This window comes from Pikeienuella sp. (assembly GCF_046290545.1).
GTDB lineage: Bacteria > Pseudomonadota > Alphaproteobacteria > Rhodobacterales > Rhodobacteraceae > Pikeienuella.
The window spans coordinates 1-20,000 of the sequence record NZ_JBKAGV010000017.1 but is presented as its reverse complement, the minus strand read 5'-3'; the positions used below and the strand labels follow the sequence as shown (position 1 = coordinate 20,000).

The window sequence follows — 20,000 nt, the reverse complement described above, 5'->3', positions numbered from 1 at the left end:
ACCGAGTGATCTAGGCATGGCCAGGATGAAGGTGCGGTAACACGCACTGGAGGTCCGAACCCACACCTGTTGAAAAAGGTCGGGATGAGTTGTGCCTAGGGGTGAAAGGCCAATCAAACTCGGAGATAGCTGGTTCTCCGCGAAATCTATTTAGGTAGAGCGTCATCCGAATACCCCGGGGGGTAGAGCACTGGATGGGTAATGGGGCCCCACAGGCTTACTGATCCTAACCAAACTCCGAATACCCGGGAGTACTAGATGGCAGACACACGGCGGGTGCTAACGTCCGTCGTGGAGAGGGAAACAACCCTGACCTCCAGCTAAGGCCCCTAATTCATGGCTAAGTGGGAAAGCAGGTGGGACGACCAAAACAACCAGGAGGTTGGCTTAGAAGCAGCCATCCTTTAAAGATAGCGTAACAGCTCACTGGTCTAAATAAGTTGTCCTGCGGCGAAGATGTATCGGGTCTCAAGCCATGAGCCGAAGCTGAGGACTGCGCAAGCAGTGGTAGCGGAGCGTTCCATATGCGGTGAAGGGTGTCCGTGAGGTATCCTGGAGCGTATGGAAGTGAGAATGCTGACATGAGTAGCGACAAAGAGGGTGAGAGACCCTCTCGCCGAAAGTCCAAGGGTTCCTGCTTAAAGCTAATCTGAGCAGGGTGAGCCGGCCCCTAAGCCGAGGCCGAAAGGCGTAGGTGATGGGAACCAGTTTAATATTACTGGGCCAGAGGATGGTGACGGATCGCAGGTGTAGTTCTTCCTTATCGGATTGGGAGGGCTGCTGAGCGGTTCCTGGAAATAGCCCCTCGTTCGACCGTACCCTAAACCGACACAGGTGGACTGGTAGAGAATACCAAGGCGCTTGAGAGAACGATGTTGAAGGAACTCGGCAAAATACCTCCGTAAGTTCGCGAGAAGGAGGCCCGGCTTGCAGGCAACTGTGGGTCGGGGGCACAAACCAGGGGGTGGCGACTGTTTACTAAAAACACAGGGCTCTGCGAAGTCGCAAGACGACGTATAGGGTCTGACGCCTGCCCGGTGCTGGAAGGTTAAAAGGAGGGGTGAGAGCTCCGAATTGAAGCCCCAGTAAACGGCGGCCGTAACTATAACGGTCCTAAGGTAGCGAAATTCCTTGTCGGGTAAGTTCCGACCTGCACGAATGGCGTAACGACTTCCCCGCTGTCTCCAACATAGACTCAGCGAAATTGAATTCCCCGTGAAGATGCGGGGTTCCCGCGGTTAGACGGAAAGACCCCGTGCACCTTTACTATAGCTTCAGAGTGACGCCAGGCATGTCTTGTGCAGGATAGGTGGTAGGCTTTGAAACCGGGACGCTAGTCTCGGTGGAGCCTCCCTTGAGATACCACCCTTGGCCTGCTTGGCGTCTAACCGCGACCCGTGAATCCGGGTCCGGGACCCTCTGTGGTGGGTAGTTTGACTGGGGCGGTCGCCTCCTAAAGAGTAACGGAGGCGCGCGAAGGTAGGCTCAGAGCGGTCGGAAATCGCTCGTTGAGTGCAATGGCATAAGCCTGCCTGACTGCGAGACTGACAAGTCGAGCAGAGTCGAAAGACGGCCATAGTGATCCGGTGGTCCCTAGTGGAAGGGCCATCGCTCAACGGATAAAAGGTACGCCGGGGATAACAGGCTGATACTGCCCAAGAGTCCATATCGACGGCAGTGTTTGGCACCTCGATGTCGGCTCATCTCATCCTGGGGCTGGAGCAGGTCCCAAGGGTACGGCTGTTCGCCGTTTAAAGAGGTACGTGAGCTGGGTTTAGAACGTCGTGAGACAGTTCGGTCCCTATCTGCCGTGGGTGTAGGATACTTGAGAGGAGTTGCCCCTAGTACGAGAGGACCGGGGTGAACGATCCACTGGTGGACCTGTTGTGGCGCCAGCCGCAGTGCAGGGTAGCTATGATCGGACAGGATAACCGCTGAAGGCATCTAAGCGGGAAGCCCCCCTCAAAACAAGGTATCCCTGAGGGCCGTGGTAGACCACCACGTCGATAGGCCGGAGATGTAAGCGCTGCAAGGCGCTCAGTTGACCGGTACTAATCGCTCGATAGGCTTGATTCGATCCAGTAGACGAAAGACATGACTTGGAAAGAGCGCCTCATTTAGGTCTGGTGGCCATAGCGCGAGGTAAACACCCGATCCCATCCCGAACTCGGCCGTTAAGACCCGCCGCGCCAATGGTACTGCGTCTCAAGACGTGGGAGAGTAGGTCGCCGCCAGACCTTGATGAGGCGCTACGCGTTTCTCTTTCGATGAGACACTCCTGTCGCGGGGTGGAGCAGCCCGGTAGCTCGTCAGGCTCATAACCTGAAGGTCGTAGGTTCAAATCCTACCCCCGCAACCAACGATACTTGCGATGCCTCCGACGGTCCTGCCGCGGAGGTTTTTGCTTTTTGGGCTACCGACCGCCGGGATCGTCTGCTGCGCCCTCCCGCAACCAACGATTTCTGCGAAAGCAGATTGTCCAAAGCCTCGGCCTCCGAAAGGAAGTCGGGGTTTTGCTTTCCTGCTGCAAAGCGCAGGATCGCCCCCAAGTCGCCGCGCAGCACGATGGAGAGTTCGCCGTTCTCGGGCACGAGGGTGATTTCATCGACCAGTGACCGAAGCACGTCGACGGCGGCGCCTCGATCTTCCTCGGATTGCAGGTTCTCGCAGAGCTTGGCGACCCGATCCTGATACATCCGTGCCATGTTCGGGTGCAGCAATGGCGGCGGCTCGTCAGCGTTGTCCAGAAGCTCAGACAACTCCGCCTTCCTCGCCTCCAGCTTCTCGGCCTTGTCTTTGAGTTTCGCCGGCGGGAAGCCCTGAAGAATGGCATCGACCATCTTGTCGAGCTCTCGGTCAACCTTCTCGAGTTCGCTCCTCCAGCCGGCCAGGTCGGCTCCGCGCTCGATCCGGAGCCGATTAACCTCGCGCGTGAACTCGGCACAGAATTCATTGAAGAGTTCCGGCGACATGAGATGCTTCCGAAGACCATTCAAGATCGACGCCTCCAAGGCATCCCGACGGATGTTCAGACGGTTATCGCATGTGCCCTTGTTCCGTGACGCTGCGCAGCCAAGCAGGTCTTTCGAGATCAGGGAGTATCCACCACCACAGCAACCGCACTTGATGAGGCCGGCGAAAAGGTGCTTCGGCCGCCGTCTATCGTTCATCGGATTGCTGCCTGTCGGCGACGTATCAAACGAAAGGCTCTTTTGCCTTTTCTTCACTGCGTCCCAGAGATCTTGGTCCACAATCCGAAGGTCCGGGACCTCCTGGACAACCCACTCACTTTCCGGGTTCGGGCGGGAGACGCGCTTGCCGGTGTCTGGATCCTTCATGTATCGCAGACGGTTCCAGACTAGCCGCCCGATGTAGAGTTCGTTGTTGAGAATGCCCGTCCCGCGTTTCGGATTGCCGTGGATCGTCGACGGCCCCCATTCCTTTCCCTGCGGTCCTGAAATGCCCTCCCGGTTCAAGGTCATAGCGATCGTCCGCGATGAATGTCCGGACAAGTAATCCCTGAAGATGCGCCGAACGACGTTTGCTTCGGCTGGATTGATGTCCCGCTCGCCCCGATCGTCCGGATCGGCCGTGCGAATGACGTCGTACCCATAACAAAGGCCACCACCGGAGCGACCCTTCTCCACGCGCCCGCGGAGACCGCGCCGGGTCTTGTCAGCTAGATCCTTGAGGAAGAGTGCGCCCATTGTTCCTTTGAGACCGATGTGCAATTCGCTGACCTCGCCTTCGGACAGCGTCACGATACTCACCCCTGAAAAGCGCATCCGCTTGTAGAGCCCGGCGATGTCCTCCTGGTCCCGAGAGAGACGATCCAGCGACTCCGCAAGGATCACGTCGAAACGCCCCTTCAGCGCATCCGAGATCAACTCCTGAACGCCGGGCCGAAGCAAGGACGCCCCGGAAATAGCGCGATCCGTGTAGCTGTCGATGATCGTCCAGCCTTCCCGCTCCGCGCGTGCGCGGCAGATGCGTAGCTGGTCCTCGATCGACGCATCACGTTGGTTGTCAGATGAATACCGAGCGTAAAGCGCTGCCTTCATGCGATAGCCCCCCTAATCGCGGAGGCGAGCCCGTGCATGCCGCCTGTTCTCTGTCTCAATGAACTCTCTCGCCGCCTGCCGCGCCAACAAGCGAACAAGGTTGACCAGTCGCGGGTCATCGCCAGAAGGCGTGAGGCGCGCGATGTTGTTCTCAGCCGCTCCGCTTTCCCGAGATGAGTCCTGGGCGTCCCTTGAGGCGTCAGCCCCCGGCCTGCTTTTCTGGTCCCTTTCCATAAGCACCAGCCTGCCAGAGGCTGGCACACGTACGAAGGAAAAAGCCTATGCATCATAGCGGGTTGGAGGTGGGGCGCGCGCATACTCGCGTAGTCTGGCGTATTGATGGCTGCTACAGCGTAGCGCAAATCGGCGGCCCGGAATCCGGAGATACTGCGCTGTTCTATGCGAATTCTCACCATTTAGGGGCCCTAAGCTGTGGCAGGGCCCGAAGACCGTCGCCTGAACGAAGTCTGCCATAGGCCGCCCGAATCGCGCAACGCAGGTGTCACTAAGGCTCGGGAAGCCGCCACTGGCCAAGCGAGAGAGCGAGAGACTGGGAGGGGTGCCGTGACGGGTTGAGGGCTGGAGGAGAGGCCTCCGGCGCCCGTCGCGGAGGTTTTCCAATGAACACCGAAATCATCGATGCCGGTCGTGACACGAGCGGCGGCTACAAGGTGGATGTGTCGCGCGGCGAGAACGTGGACCGCGTGTCGTCGGAGTGGTTCTCGCGGCCGGATGACGAGCGGTATCTGTCGCTCGACGATCTCTTCGCATCGGTCAAGCGCCGGGCGGAGCGGAGTCGGACGCGCACGGTGGAGAGTGCCGCGATCCGGGTCGAGGCGCATCGCGACAACCCGGAGAAGCTGGGCCTTGTACTGCCTGGCGCGGATGAATCCATTGCACCGACGCATTGGTCCTTCGGCCAACTCTCGAGCCTTGTCGGCGCGCCTGCCGCCTATCTGCGCCAACTGCCCGCGCCGCTGGCGGGGATCAACCTGCAGTACGGCCTGACCAACCACCGGGCGGAGCAGATCAAGACGATGGAGGTCGCGGATGGCCGCACGGAACTGCGTGCGGTGACCGGCCCCGACTATGGCCGCATCTACGACCACGAACTGGTCTCCGCCGTTCAGCGCATCGCGGGCAACGGCACCGGCGACACGCGCTGGAAGGTGCCCGGCGTGCTCGACTGGTCAACGGGCATCTACAATCCGCGCGTGGACGTGACGAAGGAGACGACGACACTCTACGCCTCGGACCGTGACGTGTTCCTGTTCCTCGTCGACGACCTGAACCCGATCGAGGCGGGGCTGCTGCCCGACGGCTCACCCGACCTCTATTTCCGTGGGTTTTATTGCTGGAACTCGGAGGTGGGCGCCAAGACGCTCGGCATCGCCAGCTTCTACCTGCGCGCGGTCTGCCAGAACCGCAACCTCTGGGGCGTCGAGGACTTCCAGGAGATCACGATCCGGCACTCCAAATACGCCGCCTCCCGCTTCGCCCACGAGGCCGCCCCGGCGCTGAGCCGCTTCGCCGAGTCGTCGCCCGCGCCCTTCATCGACGGCATCCGCGCGGCGCGGGAGAAGATCGTCGCGCGGTCGGACGAGGACCGTCAGGATTTCCTCCGAAAGCGCGGGTTCTCGAAGGCGGACGCAGGGCGGATCGTCGAGACGGTCCTGGCCGAGGAAGGCCGCCCGCCCGAGAGCGTCTTCGACTTCGTGCAGGGGATCACCGCGGTGGCTCGGTCGAAGCCGCAGCAGGATGCGCGGCTGGTGATGGAAGGGAAGGCGAAGGGACTGTTGGAGAAGGCCGTCTAGCGAAGTATGTAACGGGCGGCCATCAAAGGGTGGTCGCCCGTTGTGAATCCAAGGGTCGAGAACTACGGATCATAGAGAATTGGCTCGCGCTATAGTTTGCGATGACGTCACCTCGGAGTTGCTACATGGAAGAAATCGATTGGTCCGATCGCGCCTTTTATGACGATGGGGAGTGGGTGACTTGGTCAGAAATAGACCAACAGCTTCGGTACAAGGAATGGGGAGCAAAATATCCAAATGCGATCCGTTCGATGATCCCGTATTTCCTTGATCTATTGTCCTTGGCCGAGAGCTACCATTTGGAAACCGGCCTGCATCTAAACGTCTACGGAGACATTGGAGAGCTATTTGGTGCCATCACTTACGGCATAAAACTGAACAAGAACTATGCCCAAGGCGCTGATGGAAGACTTGGAAATGACCACATAGAGGTCAAAACCATCACGCCTTTCAAGAACCGAGACGAGGTCCTCGTGAAGTTGGCAGGAAATTGGTCTAAGCTGCTGATAGTCAAGATAAACGAGGAATTTGAGGTTTCTGGCAGAATGATTGATCGAAAGTCTTTTCCAAAGACGAAGGGCAAAAATCTGCGTGTCCGGTGGAGCGATTTGCCGCCCGATCAGTGAGGGGCTCCTTTTCTGGTGTGAAGCGCTGCGGCGCGGTGGCCCTTCTGCCTTGAGAGTAAGAGGCGGGCCGGGCTTTCCGTGACGGGTTTGGAGGTCGGGGGAGAGGCTCCTGGCCGGCCTGTCGCGGAGATATCCCGATGACTAAGCAACAGAAAATCACCCTCAGCGCCTCGCGCGACGTCCCCTTCAACAAGCTGATGCTCAGCCAGTCGAACGTGCGCCACGTCAAGGCGGGCGTGTCGATCGAGGAACTGGCCGAGGACATCGCGCGGCGGACGCTGCTCAGCTCCATCACCGTGCGGCCGGTGCTGGACGAGAACGGCGCCGAGACCGGCATGTACACGATCCCGGCGGGCGGACGGCGGTTCCGCGCGCTCGAACTGCTCGTCAAACAGAAGCGCATGAACAAGACCGCGCTGGTGCCCTGCATCGTCCGCACCGATGGGCTCGCAGAAGAGGACAGTCTCGCTGAAAACGTCCAGCGCGCGCCGCTTCATCCGCTCGACCAGTTCCGCGCCTTCCAGGCGATGCGCGAGAAGGGCCGCACCGAGGAGGAGATCGCGGCGGCCTTTTTCGTCTCGGCCAGCGTGGTCAAGCAGCGGCTGAAGCTCGCCGCGGTCGCGCCCACGCTGCTCGACGCCTATGCCGAGGAGGAGATGACGCTCGACCAGCTCATGGCCTTCACGGTCAATCCCGATCACGCGCGGCAGGAGCAGGTCTGGGAGGCGTTGCAGCGGCACTATTCCCGGCAGCCCTACGAAATCCGCCGCATGCTGACCGAGGGTGCGGTACGCGCCTCGGACAAGCGGGCGCAGTTCGTCGGGCTCGACGATTACGTCGAGGCCGGGGGCGAGATCCTGCGCGACCTGTTCCAGCAGGACGACGGTGGCTGGCTGCAGGATGCCGCCCTGCTCGACGTCTTGGTGCGCGAGAAACTGGCCGAGGAGGCCGAGGCGGTCCGCGCCGAGGGCTGGAAATGGGTCGAGGTCGACACCGAATTCCCCTACGGCCACACCTTCGGGATGCGCCGGGTTCATGGCGAAGCGGTGCCGATGAGCGACGAGGAGGCTGCCAGCTACCAGGCGCTGAAGGCCGAATACGACGCGCTCGAGGCCGAGCATGCGGAGGCCGACGAGTTGCCCGACGAAGTCGATACCCGGTTGGGCGAGATCGAGGAGGCGATGGAAGCACTCGAGGCACGTCCGATCCGGTACGAGGCAGAAGACCTCGCGCTGGCAGGAGCCTTCGTCAGCATCGACAGCTCCGGGCGGCTGCGGGTCGAACGGGGCTATGTGCGGCCGGAGGATGAGCCGGTCGAGGAGTCGGAGGACGCCGGCGAGGTCGCACCAGAAACGGCGCCGATCGAGGACGCTGATGACACCGTCGTTTCTGCCGCGGACGAGGAGGAAGAGGACGACGGCCTCAAACCGCTCTCCGACCGCCTCGTCATGGAACTGACGGCCCATCGGACTCTGGCGCTGCGCAACGCACTGGCCCAGGACCCGCAGGTCGCCTTCCTCGCGGCCCTGCACGCGATGGTCCTGCGGCTCTTCTATCGCTACGCCGTCGACAGCTGCGTCGAGATCGAACCGCGCAACGCGGGTTTCGGATCGCAGGTGCCGGGCCTCGGCGACACGGCCTACGCGCAGGCCATCGACCAGCGTCACGAGACCTGGGCACGGAACCTGCCGAAGGCATCCGAGGACCTCTGGGAGGCGCTGACCGAGTTCGACAGCTGCAGCCGCGAGGCGCTCTTCGCCCATTGCGTTGGGATGAGCGTCAATGCCGTCCACGATCCCTATCAGCGCCGTCCCGGCGCCATCGCGCATGCGGATATACTGGCCGGGACCGTCGGGCTCGACATGGCCAAGGTTGGGTGGACGGCGACGGGTGACAGCTACCTCGGTCGCGTGACCAAGGCCCGCATCCTCGAGGCCGTGCGCGAGGCGAAGGGCGAGGACGCCGCTGACAGGATCGCCGGGTTGAAGAAGGCCGAGATGGTGACGGCAGCAGAGGACCTGCTCGCGGGCACCGGCTGGCTGCCCGAACCGCTGCGCACGCCGCCGCTGCGCGAAGAGGACACACCGGAGATCGAGCTGGTCGACGAGGTGGACCGCTCCGACGATGACCCTTCGCAAGACGATCCTGACAGCAGCGAAGCGCAATCGGCGGAAGACGGCGGCGAACCGGCTATCGGAGACTCCGACCCAATGGAGGAAGATCTTCCCGTCGCCGGTGACGCCTTCGCCAGGACAGCCGCCGAGTGACCTACGAGCAGCACAGGACCTTCCCCCAAGGTCCAAAGTCAGGGGCCCGTCAGTCATGGCGGGCCCCTGATTGCGTCCAACCCTATTGGAGACCGCCATGACGAGCCCCGCCACCGAGCTTTCGCGCCAGCTTTCCCAGAACGCCGAAACGGTGTGCCGGCACTATCTGTCGAACGGCCGGAAGCAGGGTCATTACTGGCTGGTGGGAGACGTTAATAACACACCGGGCCGATCCATGTTCGTTCGGCTGTCCGGGCCTCTCTCCGGTAATCGTGCCGCCGGAAAATGGACCGATGCTGCCACGGGACAGCATGGCGACCTACTCGATGTCATCCGCGAGAGCTGCGGCCTGGTCGACTTCAAGGACGTTGCCGAGGAGGCCCGACGCTTCCTGAGCCTGCCTTTGCCCGATCCACCTCTACAGCACTCGCCACGTTCACTGCCAGCAACTGCCACCGGGTCCCAGGAAGCGGCGCGACGCTTGTTCGCAATGGGCGTGCCGATCCGCGGCACCCCGGTAGAAGCCTATCTGCGCGGGCGTGGCATCGGAACGGCTGACCAAGTGCCGAGCCTGCGATTCCATCCCGCCTGCTTCTATCGGCCCGAAGGCGGCGGGCCGATCGCGCGGCTTCCGGCCATGCTAGCCGCCATCACCGATCTCGAAGGCCGCCAGACCGGGACCCATCGCACCTGGCTGCGGCCGGACGGGAGCGCCAAGGCCGATATAGACACACCGCGGCGCGCGATGGGCGCTTTGCTCGGGAACGGGGTGCGGTTCGGCGTGCCCGGTGACGTGCTCATCGCGGGCGAGGGGATCGAGACGGTTCTTTCCGTGCGCTCGGCCCTGCTTGAGTTGCCCGCCGTCGCGGCGCTGTCATCGGGACACCTGGCCGCCATCCGGTTTCCCGTCAGTCTGCGGCGGCTCTACGTGTTGCGCGACCGTGATCCCGCAGGCGCGGCGGCACGGGATCGACTGGAGGCGCGCGCAGCCGAAGCCGGGATCGAGGCGCAGACCCTCACGCCGCGACTGGGCGACTTCAACGACGATCTCCGGCGCTATGGGCTGGCGGCTTTGCAAGCGCGGTTGCGGCTTCATCTCCACGCCGACGACGCCGCGCGGTTCATGCCGGCGTGACAGGGCGGCAATCGGACTGGCGCTGCACGGCTCACAGCATCGTTTTCGCAGGGGCATCCCGCGCGCGGTTCCCATCCACGGGAAAGGCCGGCGCGCACGGCCTTTTCAGAGGGCAGGAGGCCCACAATCGGGCCGGCCCGGCAATGGCCGCGCTCCGGCTATTTTCCGCCGCGCCCCGGCGGGGCGCTTTGCATCGCGAGGCAAAATAGCCGGGCTTGGCCATCAAGGCCCTCGCGAAAGGCTCGGGCTGCCCGGCCGCCCCGCCCGTGGGCGCGTTCCTGCCACGAAGGCCGCGTGTGGCGCGCGGCTCCCCAGAGGAAGGAACCCGCAAATGACCCTCGATCCCGAAACCGATGCCCACGAGCCGCATCACAGCACGTCCTCGACCGCACGTGTCCTGACCGAACTCCAGCTCTACGGCTGGCGCCCATACGAGGATGAACCCGATCCGCGCCCCTTACCCGAGGGCAGCCAGATTGCCGGTGCCGTTGCCGATATCCTCGACGCCCTTGTCGCGACGCTCGGCGATACACGTCTCGAACCCGATCTCGACGAACTGCTCTGGGGTGCGGTCAACCTCTTCCACCGGGCGCTCGCCCGGGCCGAGCGGCAACTCGACGACAACGAACAGGCGCAGCGCCGCCTGCAGCGGGAACAGGATGGCTCGGAGGTGAAATCCCTCGAACTCGAACGCCTCGTGGCCGAGGGGCAGAGCATGGTGGAACGGCGCACGGCGCTGGAACTCTTTCGCGACCTCGCAGCAGAGGGCTTCGAGCATCACCTCGGCAAGCCCTGGCATCCGCGGACCGGCTCACGGGTCAGCCATCGCAACCTGACCGCCGCGATGATCGACAGCCGGGATTTCCTCGCCGCCCGCCGCCGGGCCGAGGCGCAGCTGCTTCTGCCCGAAGGCCCCAAGGTGGCCGTGACCGGCGGGGCGGATTTCAACGATCACCGGCTGATATGGGCGCGGCTCGACCGGGTCCATGGAAAGCACCGGGACATGGTGCTGCTGCATGGCGGCTCACCCAAGGGCGCGGAACTCATCGCCTCCCGATGGGCCGATCACCGCAAAGTGCCGCAGGTCGCCTTTCGGCCTGACTGGACCAAGCACGGCCGCTCGGCCCCGTTCAAACGCAACGACGCGATGTTGGATGTCCTGCCGATCGGGGTGCTGGTCTTTCCGGGCACCGGGATCCAGGAGAACCTCGCCGACAAGGCCCGGAAGCTGGGAATTCCGGTCCTCAAGCACGAGGGCAGCGCGTGAGCGCCGTCTTCTGCCCGACCCGTACAGCGGGGCACCACCGCGTCAGACCGGACCTTCACGCGCATCGCAGCAAAATTCCGGTTCGAGCCCATACCTCCATGATGCTGCGCCACGACCAATGACCGCTGTGAAGCAGTAGCATTGACGCTGCTCTCAGGGGTGCACTATCACTGCTGGTATGGTGAACTCGTTCTTCGCATTGCAGGACTATTACCCTCAGCTTCCATAGCTGCGGGCCATTCATCATTGGTTTTCCGCTGCCCCTGACAGCGGTCAACATGCAATCGACCTTTTGCCAGGCGGCACTTCAAAGGTCGAAAAATGAAAAACAACAACAGAATTCATAAGTCGTCGCTCGGCATTGTGGGGTTTGGTGCGTTCGGACAACTTGCCGCCCGTCATCTCGGCCAGCATTTTGAAATAACGGCTTACGATCCGTCCTTGGTCGTTGCCTCGTCGGCCGAGAAACTCGGAGTGCCTCTGACATCGTTGCGCTCGGTTTCGCAGGCTGATGTGATCCTCATTGCGGCACCGGTGTCCTCGTTTGAGACGGTTGTCAGCGAAATCGCGGTTGCTTGTCGACCCGGGGCGCTGATTGTCGATGTTGGCTCGGTCAAAACCATTCCATCTGAAATCATGCGGCGGCTGCTACCGAGCAATGTAGACATCGTCGCAACGCACCCCTTGTTCGGCCCTCAAAGCGCTGCGAAGGGCATTGAAGGGTTAAAAATCGCCGTCTGCCCCATCCAGGGAAGACGGCATGCGAGGCTTGCTGCATTCTTGCGCATGGCTCTGGGTCTTACCGTCATCATATCGACCCCGGAAGATCACGACAAAGAAGCCGCAATTGTCCAAGGGCTCACACATCTCATTGCCAAAGTGCTTCTGAGAATGGGGCCCTTGCCAACGCGTATGACAACGAAGAGTTTTGATTTATTGTCCGAGGCGGTTTCCATGGTTCAGCACGATGCACCGGAAGTGTTCGAAGCGATCGAGAAGGCCAATCCCTACGCCGAGACAGTGCGATGACGGTTTTTTGAATTGGCCTCAGAATTAAGTGCCGAGCTGGAAACAGCATCGAGGATATCGCCATTCGACGAAAACGGACATTGAACGAGCGGCGTCCAACGGCAGTTTTCTCCGGATGCTGTTGAAAAAGTCGTTCGGCTCGGCCGGTTTGGATAAGAATGGATCGCTTTTGCGGCGGTCTGTTACGCCGAGATTGGCCTGAGTTTCGCGAGTTTGCGGAGGTTCTGGACGGTTGCGGCGAGGTGGAACTCATCCTTGGCGCCGTTGGGCCCCCTGAGGCGGAGGCGGTCCAGGCCGATGATGCGTTTGAGGTGTGCAAACAGCATCTCGACCTTCTTTCTGGCGTAGCTCGACGCGACATAGGCGTCGGTTCTGGCGATGTCGCGGGCGCGCTGGCGCGCCGCCTCATGCCGAGAGCGTGCGATCTTTCGGGTGGCCTGGTTGGGCGTGCATCGGGGCTTCAGCGGGCAGGCAGCGCAATCCTGCTTCCGGGCGAAGTACTTCTTGAAGCCGTCCTTTCCGAACTCCGGCCGGCCTGCGGAGATGTTCCGCCAGTAGGGCTTCAGCTCCTTACCGCCAGGACATCGATACTCGTCGGCCTCACGATCGTAGGTGAAGTCGGTGACGGAGTATGTGCCGTCCTTGCGCTCGGACCTATCGAAGACCGGGATGTGCGGTTCGATGCCTTGGTCTTCGACAAGCCAGCCGAGCATGTCGGCGGCACCATAGGCCGTGTCTGCGGCCAGCAACTCCGGGTGCAGGTCAAAACGGTCCCGCGTGCGCATCAGCATGTCACGAACTGCGCCCACCTCTGCCTGCCGGATCGGGGCGGTCGCTTCGACATCGACGATGATCGCGTTCTCCAGGTCGACCAGGTAGTTCGTGCTGTACGCGAAGAAGGGCCTGTCACCATTCGCACCAGTGAGCCTGGCCGCCGGGTCGGCAGGCGAGATCGCCTTCGGCTTCACGGGTGTTGCCGCACCAAAGGCCGCGTCGTCGAGGGTGGTGAGGTACTCCCGGGTCGCCCTGTTGGCCGCATCCGCCGCGGACCACTCCGCGAACTCAACCTTGGTATAACGGCTGGCATCGGCCTTGATGAGCGAGGCATCTGCGCCAAAGGTCTCGCCTCCCACTAGGCCCTCGGCGATACAGCGCGCCAAGATCTCTTCGAACAGGTGCCGGAAGAGACCACTGTCCCGGAACCGCCCATGCCGGTTCTTCGAGAAGGTCGAGTGGTCGGGCACCGGATCGCTCAGATCGAGGCGACAGAACCAGCGATACGCCAAGTTGAGATGCACCTCTTCACAGAGCCGGCGTTCCGACCGGATGCCGAAGGCGTAGCCGACGATCAGCATCCGGATCATCAGCTCTGGATCGACCGAGGGCCGGCCTGTCGGACTGTAGAATGGAGCGAGATGTCGGCGCATATCGCCGAGATCGACGAACCGGTCCATGGCTCTCAAAAGGTGATCCGGCGGCACGTGATCCTCGATCGAGAACTCGTAGAACAGCGCGCCCTGCGCCACCTGCCTCGCCCCCATCATCGCCAGAACTCCCTTGCCTCAACGGAAGTGAATCAGCGGTCGAGGCGTCGCTCAAGCGGAGTTTTTCAACAGCATCTCCGCACTGCTGTCCTTGGCTGGATGATGCGCGAAGGTCCGCTTCTCTACGATGCTCGACTTGGGCAGCACATGAAATTGGGGCATAATTCCGCGAGCAGAACCGGCGAAGCAGTATAGTCGCAGGCGGTGCGCACATTCGGGCAGCCTGTCGTGATCCCAAAAGTCACAGACCCATGGAGGCGTCCATGTCGCTTGTTCTTCTTGCCATCTCACTATCCATCGCCCTTGGCGTGCTGGCCTTTCGCTTCGCGGTCTTCGCATTGCCGGTCATGGCCGGGATCGCTGCGTTCCTGCAGGTTCATGGTGGCGGTGCCGGTTTCGGCCTGTCCTTCCTTGCCGGACTGGCAGGGGCGGCGCTCTCTGTCGCGTTCGTCATTGCCATTCTCGGCCTTGCTAGGAACCCGTTCCTCCGCCTCGGGGCGCTCGGCCTCTTTGCGGCGCCCGCCGCCGTGGCGGGCTACGCGTTGGCCCACGGCGTCGCGAAACATGCGCTCGATCCAGGTATCCTGCTGACGCTTCTCTGTGCCGGCTGCGGCGCGGTCGTCGCCGTTGCGGCGATGATCAACCTCAATGCCTTGGGCGAGGGGCTTCTCGACCCTTAGCCCTCGGTTGCGGTCGTCCCTCGTCAGTTGATCGCAGGCGCGGTGGAAATCTGCGCTGCGACGGTTCTTGGCTGATGGCAGGCCAAAGCCCAGACCATCCCTCACTTCTCGCATGACCATGGACCAACCGGGCCGATGCCTGTGAGTACGGTGAACGATGCCTGACGCACTCGGTTCTGACTGCGGCTTATGGCCATCGGACACAGCGCAGCTGCGGTAAGCGATGGTGGGTGCGTGAGGCCGAATGCCGATGGGCGCGTGATCTGGGGGCCCAGGTTGCCTGTTGTGAGGATGATGCTTCTGCCCTGCGTCCCCGTTGGCGCTCCCCCGAGAAGACCTGTCCCTCCTCCTGATTGATCCCCTAAGCCCGTCCGTCCGAAGCCGGCAACCCCGCGCGGCGGGACCCGTGTTGGCGTGTTCCACGCCTGCCCGCGCCACGTCCCGCCTTGGGGGTCGAGCGGACACCGGGGGTGTCCGTGCAGGCCACGTCCCGCGGTCTTTGACGGGCCTCATCGGAGGGACGGTCCCTCCGGATGAAGCAACGGAGACATACCATGCAGAACATCGTCATCCTCGCTGGCAACATCGGCCAAGCCCCCGAGACCCGCACCACCCAAGGCGGCACCTCGATCACCAGCTTCACCCTTGCCACCTCCCGCCCGCGCTACTCCGAAGGCCGGGTCGTCCGCGACGAGAACGGCTACCGCGTCCAGGACACCGAATGGCACCGCATCACCTGCTTCAACGGCCTCGGCAAGACGGTCCAGCAGTATTGCGAGAAGGGGATGAAGCTCCTGGTCCGCGGCCGCATCCACTACACCAAGTGGACTGACGCCGCGGGCGTCGATCGCTACGGCTGCGAGATCATCGCCGAGACGGTCGACTTCCTGACCAAGGCCAAGCAGGCCGAGGACGAGGAGCCCTCCTTCATCGACGATGAGGATGACCAGTCCTGACACGACAACGAAGCCCGGCGGCGCAAGCCGCCGGGCTTTTCTGTTGGCACTGCCGGACGCCGATCACAATTCGTATCATTCGGCGATATCCCGCCGCGCGCAGCGGCCGAACTAGCGGTGAGTCGCGCCTTGGTCGGCTCCTGTGCGATCGAAGGCCCGAAACGGCCACTGACAACGATGATCACTGGCAAGCCCCCGGAAATGCGACTAAAATAGTCGTAGTTCTGGCATGTGTGAATGGCCGGGTGGGAGGTGATCATCATGATCACCGCCCGACAATCACGGGCCGCGCGCGCATTGCTGGGATGGACGCAGCAGGAGCTAGCCGATAAGGCCCTGGTATCACTGACCGCACTGAAAAGGCTCGAATCCGAGAAGGATCTTCGTGTCTACGAGTCGACCGAAGATCAGGTGCGCCGGGTGTTCGAGGATGCAGGGATCACCTTTCTGCGTTTGGACAAGGGTGAAGGCGTCTTGATCGATGTGACCAAGGCGAAAAAGGCCAAGTGATCGTAACCGGTTGATGCGGATATCGGTGGCGCGCCTGTACGAAAGGGCAACTTCGGGAGGGGGGTCGTTTCTGCGATCCTGTAGGCAAATGGCACAGGGCGAGACGACATTTCTGGATGCTCCGCCGGACAGCGAAACGCTGACCGACTATGACCATGCTCACATGGTTCTCTACCTCCGCATTTTCGACGCTGCCGAGGAAGGCGCCGATTGGCAGGAAGTGGTCGAAGTCCTGTTTGGACTCGATCCGAAGCATGATCCCGATCGCTGCAGGAACGTCTATGATAGTCACCTCGCGCGGGCTCGCTGGATGACCGAGCACGGCTATCGCGACCTGCTTCGGCAGGGGGGCGACGGCCCGAACGGCTGAGTCACGCCGAAACCCGCCCATACAGGGTGGGCCGGACTCCCGAAGATCAATCAAAACGTGTAAAATCAGGTCGTTTCAGAGAAGTTGACGAACGGGATTTGTCATGCCGTCGGAACGCTCCGGCTGGCGTTCCTCGGCAGAGTACGACTACGTCGAAGACCTGAGCGCGTCCGATCTTGCCTGGGAATGGCTGCGCCGCAACAAGCGCTATGCAAAGGACTATGCGACCCTCTCCAAGGCCGCACCGGACGACGCGTATCTGAAAGACGCGCTCCTCGAAAAATGGGGGTTACGATTTCGCGGCCGATCCCAACCTCCCGGCTCCAAAGGCCTGCGCACTCTGGGACCCCCGGATCGATCCTATGGTGCTCGTGCTGCAGAAGGTTCCGGAGGTCCTGAGCGGCGCGGTGGAACCGACGATCCTGCCTGAAGGGAGGACCAGACTCGCCCATGACGGCCTCCACCATCTTCTTGGCGCTGGAGGGCAACGTCGCCTGCAGGTTCTGCAATCGGATCCCGACGATCATACGCTTGTGGCGATCGTCCCACTCGATCAGGATGGCTTTGCCCGTCTAGCGGCTGTCTACAGCTTGCTCGCGCGGCTGCATGGCCGAAAGGTACCTGCCGACAAGCGCCTCACCCGCCACAAACGACTGCGTGCCAGGCGAATGTTACAGGCATATGACGGATGCTTAGCAGGAGCATCCCAGCGCGTGATTGCCGAAGTGATCTTTCGGCTGTCTCGGGTGAGCCGGGACGAGTGGCAAAGCGCGCCGGAGCGCTTCGCGGTCATGGCCTTGCTACGCGATGCCCGAAAGATGGTTGAGGGCGGGTATCGTGCGCTGCTGCGTTCGAAGAGCGCGCGTTGATGACTCCGGACCATGTCTCGTTTGGACTGTGACCTCCCTCAGCGCCGCGCTGAAAGGTCTTTCAGTAGCTTTTCTGAAACCAGCGCTGATGCCACTTCTCTAATTTGCGAAAGATGGCAACAGGGACACTTGCAAACTAGCCTGCTACCCTCTGTCGTCGACTAGCAGCAGATACACCCGCATTCGGTCCACCACCGCAGAATACTCTTCGATGTTTGAGATCTCTGGCTCACGGTCGATAACGGCGAAATAGGCCTGATGCGCTTGAACTCGGCTCAGGAAGCCGCGCTTTATGTCGCTAAAGGCGAGCTTGTTCGGGGTGTCGAAACCGCGTCTGACCCCGGCTGCAAGGCAATCAATTACAGATACCGGCGTAGCCGTCCCGTCGGCGACAGCAGGTATATCGCTTGCCGTGCGCGCGACCAGACCGGCGGCAAAGGAAAGGCTGAGCGGCACTAGCTGAGATACGAGCTCACGGGCACGTGGGCAAATCACCTTTTCAGCGGGGTCACCGTCCAGTTGTCTTTCGATTTCACGCAAGGGCTCGCCGCGTAACCAAGCCAAAATGCCGGGTTCGAGTTTTCTCACGGCGTCGGCCGTCAGCGGTCCGTACTTCTTGTTTCCTGTAGCGCCGAGAATTGCTCTAACATCACGGATCAGAATGGCATCGCGCGCATCCTGATCCTCTGCGAGCCAGTTGATGATCCAGGACGTCCATTCCGGTATAGTCTGGGGTAGTTGTTCAATCTGATCCTCGATCCTTTGCCGCAGCGATTTGAGGATGCCGAGCGGCGCGCCACTCTGGGTGGCAAGCTCAGCCAGGACCTGCTTATCGGCCTCTTTCGCTCTCTCTCCGATAAGCTCGTTCAGTCGCGCGACTTTCGCATCGAACTCCACCTTCTGATTGGTCTTTAAGGCGGTGAAGGCAGCCAGTGACCGCCCTATCGAAAAGCGCGTCGTTGCCTCGGTTTCTGCTCCTTCAGGCGCGACCGCAGTGGCCAAGCGGTTCAGGGCATACTCGACGTCAGGATCGGCAGCAGCCGCCACATTGACGCGATCAAGAATTGTCTGCAGGGGGTCGCTAAGTGACAGGCAGCGGTCGTCCTCCGGTAGTACCGATTTCAGCTTGTCAAACACCTCTTTGTTGAAGGGGCTACCTTGCCTGAATTGAAGCACGGCTTCAGGGATTAGGAGCACGATGCCGTTGGCGAGGTGACCCGCGCGCCCTGCACGGGCGGCCGCATTCAGTATCTCGTGCGCCTCCAGCTCTTCCCGCCCTCCTTCGTCCGGATCGCTTCGTTTGTCTCCGGCAAGAATGGCGATGTGAGCCGGAAGATTCAGACCTTGAGCCAGCGTCGGTGTCGCGACGATGACTTTTGCCCCGTCGGCGCGGCGGAACAGTCTTTCTGCGAGATCGCGCTCCAACCTAAGCATCAGCGCGTTGTGTGGCACCGCGGCGGCCGGACCGGGCAAGATTGCGTGCTCCAGCCCGCCAAGCTCGATCTCAAGCGCCTTCCATCTTTCTTCTTCATCTGGCGTTTGTTCGGGCGGGTCTCCCAGGAGCGCGGCGATTTCACGGGCCGTCGATGCTGCTGTATCCTTGCGGTTTACGAAGACGATGCCTTTCAGGCCATTGCGCGCCGCCGCAGCAGCAACCTGAGCGGCGACCTTATTGACGTTGGGTGTCAAATAGATCGAACCATCGCGGTTGAGCCTACCGGTCAACGTCACTGGCGCATCGGATATGGCCGTAAGGGTACAGCTTGGCGCTGCACCTGCAAGCCAGTTATGCTGCAGCCCGAAGAGAGCATACGGTAGGCATTGCAGCGCTTCGGCCGCCGGTTTGCGCAGGTTCTTGGCGCGCTTTTTCTTTCGGACATCCTCCGCGCGCTGAACTGAAATCGCGTTGCGCGCCATCTGCAAGATGGCGGCGTTTTCATATAGCAGGACACCGCGCGCCTGTCGGCTCGGCTTCCAAAGCGGATCGGCAAAAACACAAGTGCGTCCGGTGAACTCTTCGATCCACTCTGCAAGCGCGGCACCATTATCGAGCATCGCGGAAAGGAACAGGAAGTCGGCTTCCGGTGCGATGCTGTTGAAGGCAAGGACGCAGAACATTCCGTCGAGCGCGCGGCGCAGATTCGATACGGGGCTTAGAAGATGACATTCGTCAAATACCAGTAGCCCCACATTCTCGAAAGCTTCGGGCGAATACGACAGAAGCGCAAGGCACCGCTCCGGCGTCATGACCTCGATGCTCTCGAAATTGGTTCCTGATGCGAACAAGCGGTCGAAGTCGCTCGAAACCACAGAGCCGTCCAGCGATTCCGGGAAGACCTTCTGCAGATCGTCGGTGAGCTGATCCACAAGCGCGTGCGTTGGTGCGATGAACACAACGGACTTGCCGCTTGCCAGGACAGCCGCAATCTTCAGGCAAGACACCGTCGTCTTTCCCGCGCCGGTCGGCAGAATGAGCACGGCGGACTTGCCGCTCTCGTGGAATCCTTTGGCAATGGCCTCTCTATGATTGGGCCAGACAAAAGGCGCGGCACTCGCACGATGCCTCAGCCAGCTTCGCCAGTAATCTCCATCTGAACCCTCAGGCGGTTTGAGGCGTGTAACTGCCGCCCCCGCAATGCTGTCATAGGCAGCAAGCAACAGTGATGCGAGGTGACGCGGCCCCGGATAGGTGGTCTGAAAACTCTGGGATAGGTCGCCGAGATGGGACCTGACCCTGTATCTGGTCCAGTCCTCATGCGACCTTCCGGGCTAGGGGGACCTGACCCTGTATCTGGTCCAGTCCTCATGCGACCTTCCGGGCTAGTTTCAGTTGGTCGGCGAACTCGGTCGGCGTCAAGCCGCCGAGCGCTGA

The 20,000-nt window shown here is 61.6% G+C and carries 14 protein-coding genes, 1 tRNA gene, 2 rRNA genes and 1 pseudogene (1 of these 18 running past the window's edge); 15 read left to right on the top strand and 3 right to left on the bottom strand.

Going from position 1 to position 20,000, the window contains the following annotated elements; all coding sequences use genetic code 11:
- The 3 genes from ACE37J_RS16635 to ACE37J_RS16625 form a co-directional block, all read left to right on the top strand.
- Nucleotides 1–2,076, top strand: a 23S ribosomal RNA gene (locus tag ACE37J_RS16635); it begins 698 nt to the left of the window's first position.
- Nucleotides 2,077–2,122: 46 nt separating this feature from the next.
- Nucleotides 2,123–2,237 (top strand): 5S ribosomal RNA (rrf, locus tag ACE37J_RS16630).
- Nucleotides 2,238–2,282: 45 nt separating this feature from the next.
- Nucleotides 2,283–2,359 (top strand) — tRNA-Met (locus tag ACE37J_RS16625).
- On the opposite strand, the gene ACE37J_RS16620 is transcribed toward ACE37J_RS16625, so the two are convergent.
- Nucleotides 2,316–4,061, bottom strand: a complete 1,746-nt coding sequence (locus ACE37J_RS16620) for a recombinase family protein (protein ID WP_409715449.1) — start codon at nt 4,059–4,061, stop codon at nt 2,316–2,318. The two genes, ACE37J_RS16625 and ACE37J_RS16620, sit on opposite strands and share 44 nt — an antisense overlap.
- 620 nt (nt 4,062–4,681) lie before the next feature.
- Here ACE37J_RS16620 and ACE37J_RS16615 point away from each other — a divergent pair.
- From ACE37J_RS16615 to ACE37J_RS16590, 6 genes and pseudogenes are all read left to right on the top strand, one after another.
- Nucleotides 4,682–5,875, top strand: coding sequence for a DUF932 domain-containing protein (locus ACE37J_RS16615; RefSeq protein WP_409712954.1), 1,194 nt, complete (start codon nt 4,682–4,684; stop codon nt 5,873–5,875).
- A gap of 125 nt (nt 5,876–6,000) precedes the next feature.
- Nucleotides 6,001–6,501 (top strand): hypothetical protein, encoded by a 501-nt coding sequence (locus ACE37J_RS16610; RefSeq protein WP_409712951.1) that lies wholly within the window; start codon nt 6,001–6,003, stop codon nt 6,499–6,501.
- A gap of 137 nt (nt 6,502–6,638) precedes the next feature.
- Complete coding sequence (locus tag ACE37J_RS16605; protein WP_409712948.1) at nt 6,639–8,768, top strand: ParB/RepB/Spo0J family partition protein; 2,130 nt, start codon at nt 6,639–6,641, stop codon at nt 8,766–8,768.
- Nucleotides 8,769–8,865: 97 nt separating this feature from the next.
- On the top strand, nt 8,866–9,903 hold the full coding sequence (locus ACE37J_RS16600; protein ID WP_409712945.1) for a toprim domain-containing protein: 1,038 nt from the start codon (nt 8,866–8,868) through the stop codon (nt 9,901–9,903).
- Nucleotides 9,904–10,234: 331 nt separating this feature from the next.
- Nucleotides 10,235–11,170: a DUF2493 domain-containing protein gene (locus ACE37J_RS16595; RefSeq protein ID WP_409712943.1), complete on the top strand. Its 936-nt coding sequence runs from the start codon at nt 10,235–10,237 to the stop codon at nt 11,168–11,170.
- 318 nt (nt 11,171–11,488) lie between these two features.
- Nucleotides 11,489–12,199: pseudogene (locus tag ACE37J_RS16590) on the top strand (prephenate dehydrogenase/arogenate dehydrogenase family protein); the annotation flags it as partial.
- Between the two features lie 182 nt (nt 12,200–12,381).
- Here the strand turns inward: ACE37J_RS16590 and ACE37J_RS16585 are convergent.
- Complete coding sequence (locus ACE37J_RS16585; RefSeq protein WP_409712940.1) at nt 12,382–13,743, bottom strand: IS1182 family transposase; 1,362 nt, start codon at nt 13,741–13,743, stop codon at nt 12,382–12,384.
- Between the two features lie 263 nt (nt 13,744–14,006).
- Between ACE37J_RS16585 and ACE37J_RS16580 the strand changes: the two genes are divergently transcribed.
- The 6 genes from ACE37J_RS16580 to ACE37J_RS16555 all read left to right on the top strand — a co-directional run bounded on the left by ACE37J_RS16580 (nt 14,007) and on the right by ACE37J_RS16555 (nt 17,128).
- A complete protein-coding gene (locus tag ACE37J_RS16580; protein ID WP_227446284.1) occupies nt 14,007–14,423 on the top strand; it encodes a hypothetical protein in 417 nt (138 codons plus the stop codon).
- 554 nt (nt 14,424–14,977) lie between these two features.
- Nucleotides 14,978–15,379 carry a single-stranded DNA-binding protein gene (locus ACE37J_RS16575; protein WP_409712938.1) on the top strand — a complete coding sequence of 134 codons (402 nt, stop codon included), beginning with the start codon at nt 14,978–14,980 and terminating at the stop codon, nt 15,377–15,379.
- Nucleotides 15,380–15,640: 261 nt separating this feature from the next.
- Nucleotides 15,641–15,889 (top strand): helix-turn-helix domain-containing protein, encoded by a 249-nt coding sequence (locus ACE37J_RS16570; RefSeq protein WP_071675756.1) that lies wholly within the window; start codon nt 15,641–15,643, stop codon nt 15,887–15,889.
- Between the two features lie 88 nt (nt 15,890–15,977).
- Nucleotides 15,978–16,259 carry a DNA -binding domain-containing protein gene (locus ACE37J_RS16565; RefSeq protein WP_071675746.1) on the top strand — a complete coding sequence of 94 codons (282 nt, stop codon included), beginning with the start codon at nt 15,978–15,980 and terminating at the stop codon, nt 16,257–16,259.
- A gap of 103 nt (nt 16,260–16,362) precedes the next feature.
- Nucleotides 16,363–16,689 (top strand): transcriptional regulator domain-containing protein, encoded by a 327-nt coding sequence (locus ACE37J_RS16560; protein WP_409712935.1) that lies wholly within the window; start codon nt 16,363–16,365, stop codon nt 16,687–16,689.
- Nucleotides 16,622–17,128 (top strand): DUF2285 domain-containing protein, encoded by a 507-nt coding sequence (locus tag ACE37J_RS16555; RefSeq protein WP_409712933.1) that lies wholly within the window; start codon nt 16,622–16,624, stop codon nt 17,126–17,128. The genes ACE37J_RS16560 and ACE37J_RS16555 overlap by 68 nt, the downstream gene beginning before the upstream one ends.
- A 144-nt stretch (nt 17,129–17,272) precedes the next feature.
- On the opposite strand, the gene ACE37J_RS16550 is transcribed toward ACE37J_RS16555, so the two are convergent.
- Nucleotides 17,273–19,786, bottom strand: coding sequence for a DEAD/DEAH box helicase (locus ACE37J_RS16550; RefSeq protein WP_409712931.1), 2,514 nt, complete (start codon nt 19,784–19,786; stop codon nt 17,273–17,275).
- Nucleotides 19,787–20,000 lie beyond the last annotated feature (214 nt).

Coding starts and splice junctions, on each gene's coding strand:
- ACE37J_RS16615 (WP_409712954.1), top strand. CDS start 4,682: ATGAACACCGAAATCATCGATGCCGGTCGTGACACGAGCGGCGGCTAC.
- ACE37J_RS16620 (WP_409715449.1), bottom strand. CDS start 4,061: ATGAAGGCAGCGCTTTACGCTCGGTATTCATCTGACAACCAACGTGAT.
- ACE37J_RS16585 (WP_409712940.1), bottom strand. CDS start 13,743: ATGATGGGGGCGAGGCAGGTGGCGCAGGGCGCGCTGTTCTACGAGTTC.
- ACE37J_RS16555 (WP_409712933.1), top strand. CDS start 16,622: ATGGTGCTCGTGCTGCAGAAGGTTCCGGAGGTCCTGAGCGGCGCGGTG.
- ACE37J_RS16560 (WP_409712935.1), top strand. CDS start 16,363: ATGCCGTCGGAACGCTCCGGCTGGCGTTCCTCGGCAGAGTACGACTAC.
- ACE37J_RS16600 (WP_409712945.1), top strand. CDS start 8,866: ATGACGAGCCCCGCCACCGAGCTTTCGCGCCAGCTTTCCCAGAACGCC.
- ACE37J_RS16575 (WP_409712938.1), top strand. CDS start 14,978: ATGCAGAACATCGTCATCCTCGCTGGCAACATCGGCCAAGCCCCCGAG.
- ACE37J_RS16580 (WP_227446284.1), top strand. CDS start 14,007: ATGTCGCTTGTTCTTCTTGCCATCTCACTATCCATCGCCCTTGGCGTG.
- ACE37J_RS16605 (WP_409712948.1), top strand. CDS start 6,639: ATGACTAAGCAACAGAAAATCACCCTCAGCGCCTCGCGCGACGTCCCC.
- ACE37J_RS16570 (WP_071675756.1), top strand. CDS start 15,641: ATGATCACCGCCCGACAATCACGGGCCGCGCGCGCATTGCTGGGATGG.
- ACE37J_RS16610 (WP_409712951.1), top strand. CDS start 6,001: ATGGAAGAAATCGATTGGTCCGATCGCGCCTTTTATGACGATGGGGAG.
- ACE37J_RS16595 (WP_409712943.1), top strand. CDS start 10,235: ATGACCCTCGATCCCGAAACCGATGCCCACGAGCCGCATCACAGCACG.
- ACE37J_RS16565 (WP_071675746.1), top strand. CDS start 15,978: ATGGCACAGGGCGAGACGACATTTCTGGATGCTCCGCCGGACAGCGAA.